At 38.8% G+C, this 17,817-nt stretch carries 17 protein-coding genes and 5 tRNA genes; 5 read left to right on the top strand and 17 right to left on the bottom strand.

The features are described 5' to 3' along the window. Window positions 1-453, bottom strand: a 453-nt coding sequence (locus NZ853_10035) for a crossover junction endodeoxyribonuclease RuvC (GenBank protein MCS7206023.1), incomplete at its 3' end; no start/stop codon positions are given. Beyond that, a complete protein-coding gene (locus tag NZ853_10030; GenBank protein ID MCS7206022.1) occupies window positions 450-1,205 on the bottom strand; it encodes a YebC/PmpR family DNA-binding transcriptional regulator in 756 nt (251 codons plus the stop codon). The genes NZ853_10030 and NZ853_10035, both read right to left, overlap by 4 nt. A 246-nt stretch (window positions 1,206-1,451) precedes the next feature. On the opposite strand from NZ853_10030, the gene NZ853_10025 reads away from it, so the two are divergent. Continuing rightward, window positions 1,452-1,760 (top strand): high-potential iron-sulfur protein, encoded by a 309-nt coding sequence (locus NZ853_10025; protein MCS7206021.1) that lies wholly within the window; start codon window positions 1,452-1,454, stop codon window positions 1,758-1,760. A 31-nt stretch (window positions 1,761-1,791) separates the two neighbouring features. Here NZ853_10025 and prfB read toward each other — a convergent pair whose 3' ends face one another. Both prfB and NZ853_10015 read right to left on the bottom strand, forming a co-directional pair. Then, window positions 1,792-2,919, bottom strand: coding sequence for a peptide chain release factor 2 (gene prfB, locus NZ853_10020; protein ID MCS7206020.1), 1,128 nt, complete (start codon window positions 2,917-2,919; stop codon window positions 1,792-1,794). A 52-nt stretch (window positions 2,920-2,971) separates the two neighbouring features. Beyond that, on the bottom strand, window positions 2,972-3,490 hold the full coding sequence (locus NZ853_10015) for a hypothetical protein (protein MCS7206019.1): 519 nt from the start codon (window positions 3,488-3,490) through the stop codon (window positions 2,972-2,974). Window positions 3,491-3,699: 209 nt separating this feature from the next. On the opposite strand from NZ853_10015, the gene NZ853_10010 reads away from it, so the two are divergent. Next, on the top strand, window positions 3,700-4,512 hold the full coding sequence (locus NZ853_10010) for a hypothetical protein (GenBank protein MCS7206018.1): 813 nt from the start codon (window positions 3,700-3,702) through the stop codon (window positions 4,510-4,512). 165 nt (window positions 4,513-4,677) lie between these two features. Here NZ853_10010 and lepB read toward each other — a convergent pair whose 3' ends face one another. After that, complete coding sequence (lepB, locus tag NZ853_10005) at window positions 4,678-5,715, bottom strand: signal peptidase I (GenBank protein ID MCS7206017.1); 1,038 nt, start codon at window positions 5,713-5,715, stop codon at window positions 4,678-4,680. Between the two features lie 83 nt (window positions 5,716-5,798). Between lepB and NZ853_10000 the strand changes: the two genes are divergently transcribed. Next, window positions 5,799-6,968, top strand: a complete 1,170-nt coding sequence (locus NZ853_10000; protein ID MCS7206016.1) for an aminotransferase class V-fold PLP-dependent enzyme — start codon at window positions 5,799-5,801, stop codon at window positions 6,966-6,968. 4 nt (window positions 6,969-6,972) lie between these two features. On the opposite strand, the gene NZ853_09995 is transcribed toward NZ853_10000, so the two are convergent. The 4 genes from NZ853_09995 to fliD are packed head-to-tail and all read right to left on the bottom strand — an operon-like array spanning window position 6,973 to window position 12,736. After that, a complete protein-coding gene (locus tag NZ853_09995; protein ID MCS7206015.1) occupies window positions 6,973-8,631 on the bottom strand; it encodes an FHA domain-containing protein in 1,659 nt (552 codons plus the stop codon). Window positions 8,632-8,639: 8 nt separating this feature from the next. Beyond that, window positions 8,640-9,719 (bottom strand): hypothetical protein, encoded by a 1,080-nt coding sequence (locus tag NZ853_09990; protein ID MCS7206014.1) that lies wholly within the window; start codon window positions 9,717-9,719, stop codon window positions 8,640-8,642. A 26-nt stretch (window positions 9,720-9,745) separates the two neighbouring features. After that, window positions 9,746-10,720 carry a hypothetical protein gene (locus NZ853_09985; GenBank protein ID MCS7206013.1) on the bottom strand — a complete coding sequence of 325 codons (975 nt, stop codon included), beginning with the start codon at window positions 10,718-10,720 and terminating at the stop codon, window positions 9,746-9,748. 9 nt (window positions 10,721-10,729) lie between these two features. After that, on the bottom strand, window positions 10,730-12,736 hold the full coding sequence (gene fliD, locus NZ853_09980; GenBank protein MCS7206012.1) for a flagellar filament capping protein FliD: 2,007 nt from the start codon (window positions 12,734-12,736) through the stop codon (window positions 10,730-10,732). Window positions 12,737-12,828: 92 nt separating this feature from the next. Between fliD and NZ853_09975 the strand changes: the two genes are divergently transcribed. Further along, window positions 12,829-13,176, top strand: coding sequence for a DUF1820 family protein (locus tag NZ853_09975; protein ID MCS7206011.1), 348 nt, complete (start codon window positions 12,829-12,831; stop codon window positions 13,174-13,176). 2 nt (window positions 13,177-13,178) lie between these two features. Here NZ853_09975 and clpX read toward each other — a convergent pair whose 3' ends face one another. Genes clpX through tig form a run of 3 tightly spaced genes read right to left on the bottom strand, consistent with a single transcriptional unit; the run spans window position 13,179 to window position 16,534 of the window. After that, window positions 13,179-14,468, bottom strand: a complete 1,290-nt coding sequence (gene clpX, locus NZ853_09970; protein ID MCS7206010.1) for an ATP-dependent Clp protease ATP-binding subunit ClpX — start codon at window positions 14,466-14,468, stop codon at window positions 13,179-13,181. 21 nt (window positions 14,469-14,489) lie between these two features. After that, complete coding sequence (locus NZ853_09965; GenBank protein MCS7206009.1) at window positions 14,490-15,107, bottom strand: ATP-dependent Clp protease proteolytic subunit; 618 nt, start codon at window positions 15,105-15,107, stop codon at window positions 14,490-14,492. 56 nt (window positions 15,108-15,163) lie between these two features. Then, window positions 15,164-16,534 carry a trigger factor gene (gene tig / locus NZ853_09960; protein ID MCS7206008.1) on the bottom strand — a complete coding sequence of 457 codons (1,371 nt, stop codon included), beginning with the start codon at window positions 16,532-16,534 and terminating at the stop codon, window positions 15,164-15,166. 212 nt (window positions 16,535-16,746) lie between these two features. On the opposite strand from tig, the gene NZ853_09955 reads away from it, so the two are divergent. Further along, complete coding sequence (locus NZ853_09955) at window positions 16,747-17,250, top strand: DUF1564 family protein (protein MCS7206007.1); 504 nt, start codon at window positions 16,747-16,749, stop codon at window positions 17,248-17,250. Between the two features lie 11 nt (window positions 17,251-17,261). Here NZ853_09955 and NZ853_09950 read toward each other — a convergent pair. The 5 genes from NZ853_09950 to NZ853_09930 all read right to left on the bottom strand — a co-directional run bounded on the left by NZ853_09950 (window position 17,262) and on the right by NZ853_09930 (window position 17,728). Continuing rightward, a tRNA-Gly gene (locus NZ853_09950) sits at window positions 17,262-17,336 on the bottom strand. Window positions 17,337-17,340: 4 nt separating this feature from the next. After that, window positions 17,341-17,424 (bottom strand) — tRNA-Leu (locus NZ853_09945). A gap of 74 nt (window positions 17,425-17,498) precedes the next feature. After that, window positions 17,499-17,571, bottom strand: a tRNA-His gene (locus NZ853_09940). 6 nt (window positions 17,572-17,577) lie between these two features. After that, window positions 17,578-17,651: transfer RNA gene (locus NZ853_09935), tRNA-Arg, on the bottom strand. Between the two features lie 5 nt (window positions 17,652-17,656). Next, window positions 17,657-17,728: transfer RNA gene (locus tag NZ853_09930), tRNA-Pro, on the bottom strand. Window positions 17,729-17,817: the final 89 nt, after the last annotated feature.

The raw sequence follows: 17,817 nt of genomic DNA, 5'->3' as shown, positions 1-17,817 counted from the left end.
AGTAAAAGACAGAGCTACGGCAATGGCATCATAAACATCATCCGTGAAGCTTGGGTCCTCAATGCCATAAAGTTTTTTCAGGGTGCGAATGACGTCTTCTTTTTTGGCTCTTCCGTTGTTGGTGATGGATTTTTTGATTTGGGTCGGTGGGATTTCTTTAAGTGGGATTTCGTATTTTCCCACAACGGATAAAATCACTCCTCGTGCCTGGAGAACATCAGCCATGTTTTTGGCTGTTTTCGAAGAAAAATAAAGTTTTTCCACGTAAACCCACTGGATGGGGTATCGATGAAGCACAAATTCAAAGTCCCGGGAAATGATAAACAACCTACGCTGGAAAGAGAACTCTGGAGCAGTTGTAATCAATCCTGCTTCTAAAAGACGACGATCCTTGGTTTCTATGATACCCCAGCCTGTTCGTTCTAAGCCCGGATCCACGCCCAAAATCTTCATCTTGCTAAAACCTCTTCGATTTCTTTCGTGAAGAGCATATTATGATAAACAGCTTGAACGTCATCGTGATTTTCCAGTACATCAAGAAGTTTTAGGATCTTATCGGCTTTTTCTGCATCCACTTGGATTTCCGTGCCTTCTATGGGCAGATAACGAATCCCTGATTCAATGACTGGGATGCCATGAGAGTTGAATGCCTCCATGAGGTTGCTGAATTCTTTTGGATCCACCAGAACCTCGTAATTTTCGTCTTCAATGCGCACATCATCGGCTCCATTTTCGAGAGCGATTTCTAAGAGTTTGTTTTCTTCAATCGCAGTTTTTGAAATCAAGATTTGTCCTTTTTTTTCGAAGAACTTCAACACAGAGTTCGGGGTGGCAAAGCTGGCATTGGCTTTACTCAGGATGCTTTTGATTTCGGGGGTTGTGCGGGTTCTCTTATCGGTCATGGCTTCAATCAAAATCCCAACTCCACCGGGACCGTAGGCTTCGTAAAGAACCTCTTCGTAGTTTTGTTCGCTGGTCTCCCCAATCCCCTTCTTGATGGCTTTTTCGATGTTATCCGATGGCATGTTGGCGGCTCTTGCCTTGGAAATCGCAATGCGAAGTCGAGGATTTCCCGATGGATCTGCTCCTCCTAAACGAGCTGCCACCATGATTTCCCGAGATAGTTTTGCAAACAACCGACCCTTTCGCTTATCAACGGACTCTTTTCGATGGCGGATATTTGCCCATTTGGAATGCCCGGCCATAATCGACGTAAAAAAAATTTACCTAAAAAAATCAAATCGAATTTACTCTAAAATCCAAATCTTTCATTCGAATTCAATTTTCTTGCAGTTTTTTATAAAATCGTTTTATTTATTTAATCACATGTGAAACTGAATCTCAAATTCATTTTCATCAAGAAATTTGAAAACTTAATTTTTTTCCATTGACAATGATGTTTTTCAATTTAGTTTTCGAACCACAACTTAAACTTATCGATGGAGGTTAGGATGGATTTCGAAAAAATATCCCGTAAGCATTTTATCAAAACCGTTGGAGCAATTGGTTTAGGAACCCTCTTGACAACAGAGCTCTTTTCTCAAGCAAAGTGTGATGATGTATCCGGCTTAAAGCCTGAGGAAATCAAGCAAAGAAAGGATCTCAAATACACTGACAAATCCCCAGACCCAAAGAAACTCTGTAGCAATTGTGCGCTCTGGGTTCCACCAAAAACCAAGGGAGCTTGCGGTGGATGTAATCTCATCAAAGGTCCCATTCATCCGAATGGATGGTGCACTTCTTGGGTTCCCAAAGGATAAATTCTTCGGTGGTGCTTCGTGCACCACTACTTCATGTTTTTGATGCTTCTTTAGCGAGGATTTTTAGGTATTCTTTTAGAAACTCGTCGATTTCGCCGTCCATCACACTTTCCACATCCGAGGTTTCATAATCCGTCCGTAGATCCTTTACCAGCTTGTAAGGGAAAAATACGTAGCTTCGGATTTGATTCCCCCAAGAAACGTCATTCTTTTCGCCGGCTTTGGATTCGATTTCTTCTTTCTTTTTTTGTTTCTCGAGTTCGTAGAGTTTTGAGCGAAGGAGCTTCATTGCCATTTCCTTGTTTCGATGCTGGGAGCGTTCATTTTGGCATTGAACCACGATCCCCGTGGGAATATGCACGATACGAACAGCGGATTCGGTTTTATTCACGTGTTGTCCTCCGGCACCACTTGAACGATACGTATCAATCCGAAGGTCCTTTTCGTTGATTTCAACTTGCACGCTATCGTCAATCTCGGGGGCAACGTGAACAGCCGCAAATGACGTATGCCTCTTGTTGTTGGCATTGAAAGGAGATTGTCGGACCAGACGATGGACCCCATTTTCGCACTTTAGGTAGCCAAAAGCATTTTCTCCCTTGACCAAAAACGTGACGGATTTGATGCCGGCTTCTTCCCCGGGTTGATAATCCATGATTTCTATCTCATAGCCATGTTTGGAGCTCCAGCGTTGATACATGCGAAACAGCATTTCTGCCCAGTCTTGGCTCTCGGTTCCCCCTGCTCCCGGCACAATGGTGACAATGGCATTGCGGTGGTCATCCTCCCCCATGAGTCCTAACGAAATGAGTTTTTGTTCAATGGTGCTTTGGAGCTGTTGGAGTTCTTCCAGGAGGAGTTTTTGGTTTTCTTCGCTGGCTTCTTCCTTGACGAGTTCAATCAAGGTTGGGAAGTCTTCGATGGATTGGCGGATTTTGAGCCAGGGTTCCAGCTGTTTTTCTATGGCAGTTTTTTGTTGGCTTATGCGTCTGGCATTTTCGGGATCATCCCAGAACCCCTCTTGTTGCATGAGGTGTTCTAAGTCTTGAAGTTGGGCAAGTTTGGAGTCGAATTCGTGACTCTTCCAGATGTCCTCGAGTTGTGTGCGAAGAGCTTGATAAGTTTTTTCAATCTCCAACCAATGTTTGGTTTCGTTCATATAGAAAGATACAAATTTTTTGAATTTTCTTTAAGAGCGAATCGATTTCTGACTACTGGGGTTTGACCTCGCACAAAACCTTTCGTTGTTGGAGCTCACAGGACTCTAAGACCTGATTTTCGTTCACACGAAGGACTCCTTTGCCAGAAACACCATCCCCCAAGAATTCTCCCTCATATACTGAACCATCAGCGAAGGTATGCGTTCCCTTTCCTTCCCGTAGTCCTTGTTTGAAGTTCCCCTTAAAAACCTCTCCGTTCTGGAATCGATACACGCCTTCTCCCTCTCGAAGGTCGTCTTTGTAGGTTCCCTCGAAGACATCTCCGTTGGTGTAGGTCATTTTGCCTTTGCCATTACGAAGACCATTTTTGAACTCCCCTTCGTAAACGTCCCCCGTGTCGTAGACGTATTTGCCATAACCGTCCACGCAATTTCCTTCTACGCAACCCCTCTTGGCTTCTGCAGTTTTCTCGTTGGCTTTATCGGTGGTTTCTTGAGTCGTTGAAACCTCTTTTTGAGGAGAAGCACAAAACCCAAATAGCAAAACCAACACAAACAAAAATCTTCTCATAACCATGAATATGCATTATATTCTAAACAAGTCAATTGCTTTTTGCGAATTCGCGAAAATGAAACCCAATTCATAGCATTTTTATTGCAATTAATAATATTAAATAAAAAACGCTAAAAAAAATTCATTTCTATGTGAAAAATTAGTTGACTAAAATGTAATAATTGTTTTAATATGAATTAACTCCGAAACTAAAATAAGGAGGACCTATGAAGAAAATCACAAAAACCCTTTTTGTTTTGGTGGTTGCCATAGGTTTGGTGGGTGCTAACTGCCAGCAAAAGAAGAAAGACGACAGAACCCCATTGCTGCTTCTTGGATTCACAGTAACTGAACAGCAAAGGATTGAGCAAGAAAGACGAAGTGGGAATTGCGCATTTGTGGCAAAACAATCATCTGGAGGAAATACTTATTATGTGGCTAATTTAAGCCCTTTACCAAAAGGTGCATGTAATGTTACTGGAGCACTTCCTCTACTAGGAACAACCCCAGAAGAAGTAAAAAATAAGATTATACAATTTTATCAATCTTTAATCAATCTCATTAACGCTGAATTTACAAGTGAATGCCCACAAACAAAAGGAAAAATAGAGCAAATAAAAACTCAAGTTGAAACTTTTCCTCTAGATTTTTTTCAAATTTATGTCATTGACCCCAATAAAATAAAATTCTACCCCATTCAAAATCTCATAGAAGAGGGCAAGAACTTTATCATTAATATTGATCCCAACGATGAAATTGCCAACGAAGAAGATTTGAAAACTTTACAAATAGCCTCAGTCGCTGAGTATGAGAGATACAATATACTATCTGGTATTAAAGGCTTTGCACAATCTCCCCCTCCTCCAGAACAATCTTGTGTGAATAAAATGGAGCAAGTGTTTAACAATTCAAATATATCACCACTTAACAACTCCTATAAGAAAAACTCAAAAGTTATTTCTGCTATCTGCTACTATGGTCAAAATCTTCCCAGCCAATTTGCAAACCAAAAATGCACCTCCCTCAATGAAGAATTCTAGTTTTCACACCGCAGCTCTGCGGTGTTTTGTTTTTTTCTTTTTTTACGTTACATCAAAAGCTAAAAAACTCAACTTCTAAAAAAAGCAAAACAGCCAATCTGTTCAACTTGCTCAAACTGATCTGTACAAGGGGATTTAACCTCAAAGTTCATTTTTTCTCAGCTCTCATTCTAACAGGGTTCCGATACGATACCAGCGAACCTCCATTCTTGGAATGCGGTAAAATATCGTTCGATAGAGGTAGCCGAAAATTCCCTCTCCGTATTGGTGCACATCGTAAAAGCTGCAGTATTTTTTTTGTTCCTCGGGGGGAAAGTCCTTGATGGGAAATCCTCCCTTCCCTCCTAAATACTCAAAATAAGCAAAGCAGAGCTGATCCCTCCAGTTGATGCTAAAATAGATCACCAAAGGCTTTCCCAAAATCCGATCTCGAGTGATTGTGCCCACTTGCCAAAATCGTGAGTCTTGAGAGTCATCTCGATTATCTCCCATCAAAAAATAATGATTCTCGGGGATGAGGCAGCCTTCGGTCTCAATTTCCTCACACATGGAGTCAGGAAAAATCACCTCAGAGGTTTCAATAAAGTAGTGAATGCGTCCGTTGATGTTCTCTCGAAACAAAACTGGCAAAAAGCCAACTTTGATTCCTCTTTCATCGGGATATAATACCCGGATGCTATCGGAGTCACGAAGTATCTTTTCAGCTTCATCGTAGTTGATTTCTTCTATCTCAAAATGACGCCACTCGCCTTGATCCCTTTCTTTGTATTCCACAAAGGCGATCACGGGTATCCACTGTTTCCTTTCGAACTCTTGATTGCATTGATACAAGGTTTTGGTCGCTCGCTTAATGGGGAGCTCAGGATCACAAATCGAGACGTTGCGGATCCGAATGCGATCTCCGGGCATCCCAATGATCCGCTTGACGTAGTTTTTCGTGGGATCACGGGGTGGAACGAAAGTGGCAATATCACCTCTCTGGGGTTCGTCAATCCGAGCCAACTCAAAATACGTAAAAGGAAAATACAACGAAAACCGCATCTTATTGACAAACAAGTAATCTCCAATCTTCAACGTTGGGATCATGGAACCACTGGGGATGTTGTTGGCATCCAAAAACGAATGCTTAAAAGCGAACACCAACAAGATCAAAATCCCCAACGAAAACACGCTCTTGATGAAATCTTTGAAGTATCGTTCCATAAATTCCTTCTTTCTTTTTTCAGTAGTTGCTAAAAATTTGCAAAAAACCTGATTTTCAATTCAAAAAAGAATAAAATTCGATTTTGAAGTTCTTTCTACAAGATTTTATTATAACCATGATTTATTTGGATTACAATTCTACTCACCCACCATTGGAATTTCTTCGAAGCAATTTAGAAAGCTATTATTCGAATTGGGCAAATCCCAGTGGGATTTCTTTTTTTTCTCAAAAGAACTTCGCGGTGATTGAACAATCTCGAAGGCTACTTCGAGAACTCCTGCAACAGTACTATCACGTAGAAACATCCAGATTTTCTTTCGTTTTTGCTTCCACAGGAACCGAAGCAGTGCACCAGATGGTGGCTACTTTTTTTGATCCTCAAAAACCCTATGCCATCGTCTCACCCTACGAGCATGATTCTTTTTATGGTGCTTGCGAAATCCTGGGCTTGAAGACACTTCTTCTTCCCGCCTACCCAACTGGACGCATTGAGCCTAAGGATGTTTTTCAGGTCCTTGAGGAGCATAAAATTCCCCGGGAAAAAATTTCGTTCGTCGGTTGCATTGCTGTTTCAAACGAAACTGGGGTCATCCAACCCATCAAAGAATTGGCAGAAGTCTGTCATCAACTTTCCCTTCCCCTCATATCTGATACCATCCAAATAGGGGGAAAACGTCCCTGGGATTTTTCATTTCTTGGTGGCTTTACCATCAATGGACACAAAATTGGTGGAGGTTTAGGAGCTTCCGTTGTGGCTACCTTGAGAACCCCCAAAACTCTCTTCAAAGGAGGGCTTCAAGAAAATGAATACCGAGCCGGCACTGAGAATTTCTTTGCCATCAAAAACTTAGTCGATGCCTTTTCGTGGCAAATGCAGAACCAAGAAGCCTACAGAAAAAACGAAGCTTTCCAAAAACAAATCGAGGACTTCCTCATAAAAGAATGCAATGCCATAATTGTTGGTAAAGATTCCCTTCGCATTCCTACCACAACATATGCCATCTTCCCCGAACTTTCGATAGAAAACATGGATTTTCTTTTTTTGTCGTTGGATCAAGAAGGGATCGTCGTTTCCACCGGGAGTTCTTGTAAATCCCGGACAAGGCAACCTTCCACAACCCTATTACGCATGGGTTTTTCTGAGGAGTTAGCCCTCCAAGCTCTGAGGTTTTCCACAGGCATTTTTACCACCCAAGAAGAAATTGACGTTTTTATAGAAAAGTTTAAAAAAATTTATAAATTAGTTTTATAAAATTTTAATCTTCTCCAACAAAACGAAAGATGGTGTGTCCTATGCGAATCACATCATTGTGTTTTAACGGCATGGGACGAAGAACTTTCTTTCCGTTCAAGTAGGTTCCTGCCACACTCATCAAATCAAAAAGAATGAACTTATTTTCGATTTTTTTGATTTTGGCATGGATAGGAGAAACCGCCGGATCTCGAACTGGAATGTGAGCAGCTGTGCTACTTCCGATATAGACTTCTTCTAAGAATAAATCAAATTTCTTTTCTCGATCCATCCCGGGTTCTTTTTTCATGAGAGCTCCGTGAGAATAAGCCGGAGCTTCTTTGACCGCTGCTTGTAAAACCATGTAGGATTTTTCTTTGAGATTCAAAGTCATGGTTTCATAAGAGAACTTTTTTCTCTCTTTGGGATCATCCAAATAGGGAGCATACGAAGGCTCCAACCAAGCTTGAGCTAACAATGGAATGTCGGGTCTTTCCTCACTTTCTTGGTATTTTTTTTTGGGTTCATCTTTGTATCTTCGAAGGTCAATGAAAATGTCGTTTGTGATCTCGGGCTCAGGAAATTCCATTTTGGAGGTGTCTTTTTCTTCCATCTTCTTCCTCTTTCGATAATAGAAATAAAACCATGAAAGTATTACTACCAAAAAAGCCAAAACTCCATATAAAACCAATCGATACCACATCGGCAGTGGATATCGGTATTCGATTAAAGTTTCTTTTGGTTTTGTTTGATCCGTGTTGATCAAAATTTTGGTCGAGATTGCAGGTGCCAGAAAATACTCCCAAACAGGTAAACTCGACGTATATTCCAGCTTGATTTTTCGAAGGGACAAAAAGGCATTGCCATTTTCCGGAACTTCAGAAGAAAAAACTTCTCTGGGTGAGAAGTCTTTCACAAAAAAGGTTTCGCCACCTGTCTTGGAACTGATTTTCACCCAAATATCAGAATACTTTGCATGAGAGAAAATAAAATAAATAGGAATTCCAAACTTGGTTCCATGTATGATGAGCTCCTCAATGTCTTTGGGTTCTAAAATGCTGGTTTCCTCTTTCCCGTCCGTAAAAACGAAAATCCCACCCACACTTCTTTGGTTTTTGTTCACGTATTTTTGGGTATCCAACAACACTTTATAGATGGCATCGTAAAGTTTGGTTTGTTTCCCCGTTCGTTCGATTTTTTCTAGTTTTTCCAAGAGCCGTTTGTTGTTGGAAGTAAAGTTCTGAACGGATTTCGCCCCTCCCTGGATTTTATAAAGAGAAATCACGTGTTTGGGGTTATTTTCGATAAAATCTCGAACCGTTTCTTTGAGGGTTTCGAAATCTTTTCTTGACAGTGATTTTGTGGCATCCAACAAAACAGAAAATACTTTTTTTTCTTTGGTTTGTTGGTTATTTTCTTTGGTGTAGGTGTCTAAGACTTCGATTCTCTTGGGATGAAAAGTGCTCTCTTGCTGGGAATAAATTTCTTGAATCCAAATTTGCTCTTTTTGTAGATTCACGGGATAGTGAGTGTCTTCAGAAAACTCCAACTCCAAAACAAAATCCGGAAACCCCTTCCCAAAACGATAATTGATAACTTCGGGATGGGTTTTGATATCTTGGATTTCTTGACTTTGAGCAAAAAGTCTACTTACCAACAACAAACTGAAAAAAAATCTCTTCATATGCTAAATTAATTATCGTCGGGTTGGATTTTTTTCCGTCTTTTTTTTGTCAAGGAGTTTTTATAATTTTCTTTTGTAGCTACTCTTGGGGTTTGAGAAGTTTCTCTCTTTTCTTGAATTTCTTGAGTTTCTTTTATTTCTTTTATTTCTTGAGGGGGGTTTTGGTTTTCGATTTTCAATCGCTTGATTTTATGTTGTAGTGTGGTTCGTTTTATCCGTAGCTCCTTAGCTGTGTGGGATATGTTCCCTTGATTTTTCTTCAAGTAATATTCTATCACTTGGTTTTCGAGTTCTTCAATGATTTCATCGTATGATTTTCCCGAGTTGAGTTTTTCTTCGATTTGTTGAAGCAATGGTTCCTTTTGTTTTTTTTTCATATCCAAAAAAGGCACAAATACAAACAAATACCCTGTTACTTCTTGGTCCTCTGTTAGGTTCACAACCAAGACTCTGTAGGGAAGTTCTTTCCATTCCTTGGAAAGATATGTCGAATGTGATGGTCTCATCACCGACTCAATCAAAACAGTTTGTAGAAAATCTTTGAAATACGCCTCCGCAATAGCAAAGGTCCTTTTGAAAGGACCTTTTTCTAAAATTTCTTTAAGATAGAGTTCATTATAAAAAATCGTTCGAAAGTGGACATCCATCGCCATCAAAGGAAAAGGCAAAAACGCCATCATCTTTTCTAAAAGGGCAAACTTTTCTTTTTCTTTGGAGGAAACGTCATCAAGAGCCTGATAGTTTCTGGGTGCTTGCAAACTGAATAAAAAATTCTTTATGTAAAAATCAACTTTTTCTTTGTCCCAATTTTCTACAAACTTTGCATAAACATCATAAACAGGAATTGGGATTTTTGAAAAAAACTCACAAAGGGAATTAGGGGGGATTTCTTTTTCGAGAAAAAAATCAGGGATACGTTCCATCATTTTTTCTAACCGCTCAGACTCCGCGGCAAAATGAAACACCTTCTGACGTGATAAAAATCCTAAAACATAATGATCTCCTCCTTGATTTCGATCCACAATGGGAACAAACGACAAATGGTGTTTGAAAAAAATCCGAAGGAGCTCACCCACATTAAAAGACACAAATCTTATCCTTTTCTATAAAATACTTATGTCAATGTTTTTTTTATTTCTGGAATGATATTTTTCAACTCCATCAAAAGGGGGATCATCTCGTATTCGAAGGTATCTCCTAAGATCACGAAGTCAGTATTTTCAAGGGTTTGAGCGATTTGATGAAAATTCCTCAAAAGAGAAGAAAGAACTTCTCGATGATGGGTTTTTTCGTCATCAGAAAGAGAAGAACGCTCAAACGCCACTGAAAACAAAAATAACTTCAATTCCATTTCGTTCATGAGTTTTTCAATCGTGTGGAAGGCTTTCAAATCCTCTCCGATTTGGATGTATTCATTGATAGAAACCATGGCTTTCATCCAATCGTCGATTTCGTTTTCCATGTTCGAAAGGATGATTACCAATTCTTCATTTGTATAGTAATTTGCCAGAAGATTCAAATAATTCTGATTGATAAACACACGAACAACTCGAAGTAACGACAAAACTTCATTTTTCCAACTTGTCAGTTCTTTTGGATGGACATGTGGTAATTTTGCCAAGTTTTCTTCTAAAGCTTCAAACACTTCTTTGAGGTGGTAAATCTTACCCTCTCTTTCTACGTAAGAAAACATCACATCCACATCGAGTTTTTTTACGATATGGGGTAAACTTTCTTTAATCCACTGAAATGCCCTTTGGATTTCTTGATGTTCTTTCTCTGGTATTTCTTCTAAAAAGAAGATCTTTGTTCCCAATCGATCCAAAAATTCCAAATGGGATTCCAAAGAGGACCTCACCAAATCCATGGAATTCCCTACAATAAAATGCAGAGCTTCCACATCATCGATGAGAACATCTTTATTGTTATTGCTTTTGTTTTGGTTTTCATCATGAAGTTCCACATAGTAATCCAAAATGTAAAGGTTTTTCTCCAAAAGGTTTTTGCTTAGAGCTTCCACTACATCCGATAGGGTTTTTTCATTTTCTAATGTATAAGGAATTTCCATTTCGTTGATATATAACTTCATAGCTTCTCCTTAGTCTTGGGTTTTGAGTCGGTTTTCTAAAAATTTTTGTGTATTCTTCATGTTTTGGATGGTTCCTTCCATGTTTCCGAATTTGGATTTTAGCATATCTTCTTTTCGCATGATACTGAGTTCTTTGTTATAGATGATCTTCTCGTTGGTTTTGATTTGTTCTTTTAGGAGTTCTATCCGAGAAGTGATAATCCCACCAGCCATTTTCACATAGGGACTCAACTCCTCGTAGGTTTTGTAGGCAACTCCGTTATCAACGATGGCATCTTCATTCCGATCCGAAGAAAAAAGTTCTTTCACAGAATCAGGGTGATTCTTCAATGCTGTATCCAAAGTCTCTTCGTCAATGACCAAAAGTCCACGCTTCACATCCTGCCATGAACTTCCAGGCTTCCCCGTAGATATTCCAATTTGTGGTAAGGTGCGAAATGCCGGATTTGTTCTCGATGGATAAGCACTCGATACAATTGAACCCAAAAGGGAAACCAACCTTCGAACCGTAGCATCCCCAGCAAAAATCCCACTGGCATCTTCGAGTTTTCGAAGTCCATCTTCGATCTTTTCGTTGGGATTCGCAGAACGCTGAATCTGAAAGTCCTCTTGTTTTTGGAATTGATCATTATCTCGAATGAACGTTATAAGTTCATTATAGGCATTCACCCATTCTTTGATTTTCTCTTTGATTTTAGAGACATCATGCTCCACTCGAATTTCAACTTCTCTTGTGGTGGTTTTATGCAGATTCAAAGAAACCCCTGGTAGTATGTCCACGAGGTTTTCGTTTTGAGTCCTTCGTAGTTCTACTCCATTTACTTGTAAAACTGCATCTTGAGGTGGTTCAATCACATGGAGTGGTTCAAACACAATCTCTTTTTCTTTTTGGGTTTTGTATTGGAACTTACCTATCTGTCCTTTCCCTTTATAGTTTTTAGAGATTTCTATTTTTGTGATTTCTACTCCTTCGTCTTGATCAGATAGTTTGAGGGTGTATTCCTTTTGGTTTTTTTGCAAAGGGATTTTTTGTTCTTTCATCATGCCTTGAGAAACATAAAAAATTTTCACCGAACCGATTTCTTGGTAAGTTTGAGGTTGCATTGGCTCCGTAATACGAACTCGTTCGATCTGAGGCAATGTGATTTCAATCCCTTCAATTTCTTTTTTGATTACAGGATCAACATGTATCGTTGGTCTTACTTCTTCTTTGGGTTCCTCAATGGTAGCTTCAAAAGAAAAAGAAACTTCTAAAACATTTTTTAAAGCAACATCCAAAGAAAAGTGATTTGTGTTTTCGAAAAAGACCGTATTGTCTTTTATTTGGATTTCTTCGGTTTGTGGCGATAGATTTTCTTTCTGTAGGGTTAAAATCTCTTGGATTTCTTCTTTTTTTCCCTTAGGACCAATCCATTCAATTTGTTTTAAGATTCCATCGGGGTCCTTGAATTGAATCTTCCCTTTGCTTCCCATGACTTTTGATGTCAAAACCAACACCACTTTCTGATCTGATGTCTGAACCTTCGAGAGCTCAAAAGAAACATTTTTCCCTGATTGTTGGCGAATGGCTTTTTCCAAGTCTTCGATACTTCCTCCGGCAAACTGGATTTCTGTTTCTTTTCCATCAATGAGGATTTGGAATTTTCCTTTGGGTAGAACCTCACTTTTAGAAATCTCTTTAGAACGAATCTTGTGGGCTTTTGCTAATTGATGAACATGGATTCTCTGGGACCCTTCTTCGGCATTGGGAGAAGCAATACCCGTGATTGAACCTTCATCATCGGAAACAATTTTTCTTATCGCAAAAGGACCTGCAAAGGAATAGATCTCACGGCTTGTATCTACTAATTTTTTGGTTTTCGTTCGGAGTTCCTCCCACGCTTGGATTCGGATTTCGTTTCTACGATTGTCTTCTTCCAAGCGTCGTAGAGGTTCTCGTTCAATTTCAATTAATTGTTTGATTACTTTGGGAACGTCAATTCCTGAAGCACTTGGAGTAGCAAAAGGAGCAGGCATACGTTTTCCTTCTTTAGTTATCGTAAAAAACAAAAAAAGCATTATTCATTTGACTTAATGTTTCTTAAAAAAACTTGTCTTTTTAAACTTTTATGAGCGAAAATAAAATCACGAAAAAGTTATTTAAGATTTTGTTTTACAATCAAGGAAAGATCTACGAAATTTTCGCAAAAAACGTCCAACAAAGCAATCTCTTCGGCTTTATCGAAATTGAAGACTTGGTTTTCGGTGAAAAATCTCAAGTTCTTGTGGATCCAAACGAAGATTCTCTAAAAAAAGAATTCGAAAATACGAAACGACTCTACATCCCTGTGCACTCAATCCTGCGGATAGAAGAGATCGACAAAGAACTGGACTTAAAACCTCGCATTATCAATATAAAAGATATGACCCCAAGAACCCCAACAATTTATACTCCCCCCGATCCTTTTCGTTTTTGAATTTATGCTGTTTCTTTGTTTTCTTCACTTGACTCAGATTTGAGGATCAAAATTGGTTGTTCGTTTCGATTGATCACACCCTCGTGGATGATGACTTTTTCTACGTCTCTTCTTGTAGGAATTTCATACATGAGATCCAACATGATTTTTTCCACGATGCTACGAAGACCTCGAGCTCCTGTTTTTCTTTGGATAGCTTTTTTAGCCACAGCATCAATAGCCTCAGGTTCAAAAATAAGCTCCACTCCTTCCATTTCGAAGATTTTTTTATATTGCTTATAGATAGCATTTTTTGGTTCAGTGAAAATTCGCTTGAGCGTTTCAATGTCCAGCTCTTCTAAGGTTGCCACAACAGGAAGCCTTCCAATGAACTCTGGGATGAGTCCGAACTTCACCAAATCATCAGGTTCGACATGTCTTAGGATTTCAGTTCGGGAAAGTTTTTTCACATCCATTGAATTTTCATGATGACGTTCAAATCCAATGGTTTTAGCACCCAGTCGTTTTGAAATAATGTCTTCCAATCCCACAAAGGCACCACCACAAATAAATAAAATGTTTTTTGTATCAATTTGTATAAACTCTTGATGGGGATGTTTTCTTCCTCCTTGGGGTGGAACATTCGCAATCGTTCCTTCTACGATCTTCAAGAGAGCTTGTTGGACACCCTCTCCAGAAACATCTCTAGTGATGGAAGGGTTTTCGGATTTACGAGAAATTTTATCCACTTCGTCAATATAAACAATCCCCTTTTCTGCTAATTTTACATCATTTCCCGCATTTTGAATCAAACGTAATAATATATTTTCTACGTCTTCACCCACATACCCTGCTTCTGTGAGAGATGTAGCATCTGCTATCGCAAAAGGAACTTTTAAAAATCGAGCCAAGGTTTGAGCAAGGAGTGTTTTTCCTGAACCCGTTGGTCCTATCAATAAAATGTTGGATTTATCTAATTCTACATCTTTCGATGAAGGTTTAGAATAAATTCGCTTATAATGATTGTAAACAGCAACGGATAGAGTTTTTTTTGCTTCTTCCTGTCCAATCACATAATCATCCAATACTTGCTTGATTTCTCTCGGAGTAGGGATGCTTTTTATGACATCTTGATTGATCTCCGAACGATTATTATCTTCGGAAATGATTTCTACACACAACTCAATGCATTCATCACAAATATAAACACCAGGACCAGCCACCAACTTTCTTACCTGCTCCTGAGACTTCCCACAAAAGGAGCAATGCAAAGTATCTTTTTTATTCGTATTGTTTTTTCTCTTATATTCCATTCCAGCCTCTCTTTTTTTTTTTTACATCACATTCGCTTCTTTGAGTTTATTGAGTTTTTTTGCATTTACTTCAATCACGTTATCGATCAATCCATATTCTTTTGCTTCATAAGCGTTCATGTAGAAAAGCCGATCGGTATCTCTCTCTATTTGTTCTAAGCTTTTCCCCGTATGCAAAGAATACAAGGCATTCAATCGATCCTTTATATCCAAGATTTCTCGTGCTTGGATTTCAATGTCCTTGGATTGACCACTTACTCCTCCTAAAGGTTGATGCATTACAATTCGAGCATTAGGTAAAGCAGAACGTTTCCCTTTAGTCCCAGCAGCTAATAATAGAGAACTAATGTTGGATGCTTGTCCAACACAAATAGTTCGAATGTCGGCTCTGATGTATTGCATAGTATCATATATTGCTAACCCTGACGTGATATATCCTCCCGGTGAATTGATATACAAATAAATATCTGATTCTGGATCTTCTGCATCCAAAAAAAGTAACTGAGCGATTATAATATTTGAATAGTGATCATCAATGGGATATCCCAAGAAGATGATTCGATCTTTTAACAACCTTGAATAGATGTCATATTGACGTTCTCCCCTCGGTGTTTGTTCAATCACATAAGGTATTGACATAGATACTCCTTAATGGTAATAATATACGGAAAATTAAACGAAAAGTCAATAAAAAATCAATATATTTTAATTATTCCTTTTTCGTAAAGTTCCCTTGTGGTAATGACTCTTCCTTTTTCGTAATCCATGTTTTCTAATAACCATTTTAACACTTTTTCGTTTCGTAATTTATAATCTAAGTAGCGTTCCCAGTTTTGATCTTTGATACGTTCTTCTACTACTTGATCTAATTCTTGTGTTTTTTCGTATCTTTCGAGAATTTTTTTTAGTTCAGTTTTCTTTTCTTCTTGAGTGACCTGGATGTTCTCGAGTTCTTCTATTTTTTCTAGTATGATTTCATCTTGTAAATACAAAATTGAACGTCTTCGTAAAAGTTCTTCTACTTCTTTCTCTGTCGCTTTAGCCACCTTTGCAAATTCTGATAAACTCATTTTAGGAAGTTTAAGTTCCGCCAAAACCCTATCAAGTTCAATCTCCATCCTTCTACGAATGAGACTTTCGGGAAGATGAATGGAATTTTTTTCTTGGATTTCATCAAAAATCCGACTAATGAGTTCTTTTTCTAAATGATCTTCTGCTTGTTTTCGAATGTTTTTTCGAACCTCTTCTTTGAGTTCTTGAAGGGACGAGTACCCTACCATTTTTGCAAAATCATCATCAATTTCTGGTATGGACTCTCTACGAACTTCCAATATTTTGACTTTGACAATCACCTGTTTGTTTTGAAATTTTTTTAACTTGCTTTTGGGTTCGATTTTTTTTTCGTATTCGAATTCTTCTTGGGCTTTTCTATTTAATAACCGTTCTTTTAGTTCCGGAAATTCTTTGTCTTCTGCTTTCATCCAGTAATCATACTCTTCTATCTCATGAACGTTTTTCGGGTTATTTTTGTTGATGATTTTGATGGATAACAATACCAAATCATTTTCTTCGATTTTGTTTTTTTCTGGGTCTTCCCAATCTTTGGGAAGATAGTTTTTATAAAGCTTTGCAATTTCTTTTAAAGCATCGTCTACCAAAGTCGGATCTTCTACTAATTCATCTTTTTCAATTTTGAGTCTTTTATATTTTGTAAGTCGGATTTTGGGATAAAATTCATACTCAGCAGTAAATTCCATTTCTAGGGTTTTTTCATCGAACTTTACAATATCAAAAACAGGAATACTTATGGGTTTAGGATCCAATTGATCCAATACAGAATTATAGGTTTCTCGTATAAGAGTTTCCATCGTCTCGGCTATGATAGAATCACCCACATGTCTTTTCACAACTTCAACGGGGATTCTACCCGGACGAAAACCTGGTATCTTGAGTTTTTTTGAAAGCTCAAGATATGTTTTTTCTTTTGCTTTCTCGAAATCTTCCTGATTGGTTTTGAAGTTCACCAAAGCTACAGTAGGCTCTATGATTTGAACATGGTATTCCATGTAATTTTCCTACGATTTTTAATGATTGAGAAATTCTAAACAAAATTTTTCGTTAAGAATCCCATGGCAATTCGATTTTAGGGATTAGCTATCCAACTATCGAAAAAGGAATCCCAATGTTCAAAATATCACACATATCAACCAGAGAAAAAAATTTTCATCGATATAAAATTTTTCAAAAGAATTCCAAAAATCCCAGATATCTTTTTGTGATGAGACATCAAAATCACTTTTTCACCAAAGAAGAACACATCGTGTGCGTGAACCTCACACCCAATTACTATCTTTACCTCACTCGCCTCGCTCAACGAAAATTCCATGATGATATTCCTAAAACCATCAATTACCTCATCTCAAAACATATAAGAAAACTATACTCTCGATCAAAATCCCAAACCAAAAGAACCCTCACAGCCGAATACCAACCCACAACAAAAAATTACAAACGCTACTGGATTTCAATAGAACCCGTGATTTGGGGTCGTCTTTTTCAGCTGCGATTATGCTTAGGATATTCCATGAGCTATCTTCTGCGTATGCTTTTGGATTTTGAAATCATGAAGGAACTAAGAGAGCGGGGGAACTCTGAACTCCAAGAAAACCAAACAGAACAGGAAATCGTTATCTATCATAATTATGATGACAGGGTAGCGGTGGATTGCCTTTCAGGGAGGGTTTTTTTCGACTTTTATGACGATGTTTTCTTACTCCAGTAGCTTATGATAACTGGAGCGGGAAACGGGATTTGAACCCGCGGCCTTCTCCTTGGCAAGGAGACGCTCTACCACTGAGCTATTCCCGCCTATTGCGAGTGAAGGGACTCGAACCCTTACGCCCTAACGGGCACCAGACCCTAAATCTGGTGTGTCTACCAATTCCACCACACTCGCATGAGCTCATGTAGCGGAAATGTTTTTCTGAAAATTGGCATTGTCAACAATTTTCAAGGGTTTCAAGAGGGATGGGCGAACGACGGGGATCGAACCCGCGACCACCAGAGCCACAATCTGGCGCTCTACCAGCTGAGCTACGTCCGCCATCTTTGCGTCAGGGAGGATTCGAACCCCCGACCCATGGCTTAGAAGGCCATTGCTCTATCCTGCTGAGCTACTGACGCAAATATCGGGATGGCAGGATTTGAACCTGCGACCCTCTGCTCCCAAAGCAGATACGCTACCACTGCGCTACATCCCGTTTAACTACCATCTTTTATCGTTTTACGTCTATGTCTATCAAAAAATCATTGCCAATCTATCAATAAGATAGATTCCTGTTTTTGTCAT

This window comes from Leptospiraceae bacterium (assembly GCA_025059995.1).
In the GTDB taxonomy this organism is placed as follows: Bacteria; Spirochaetota; Leptospiria; order Leptospirales; family Leptonemataceae; genus SKYB61.
This window is presented reverse-complemented; position numbering and strand designations above follow the sequence as displayed.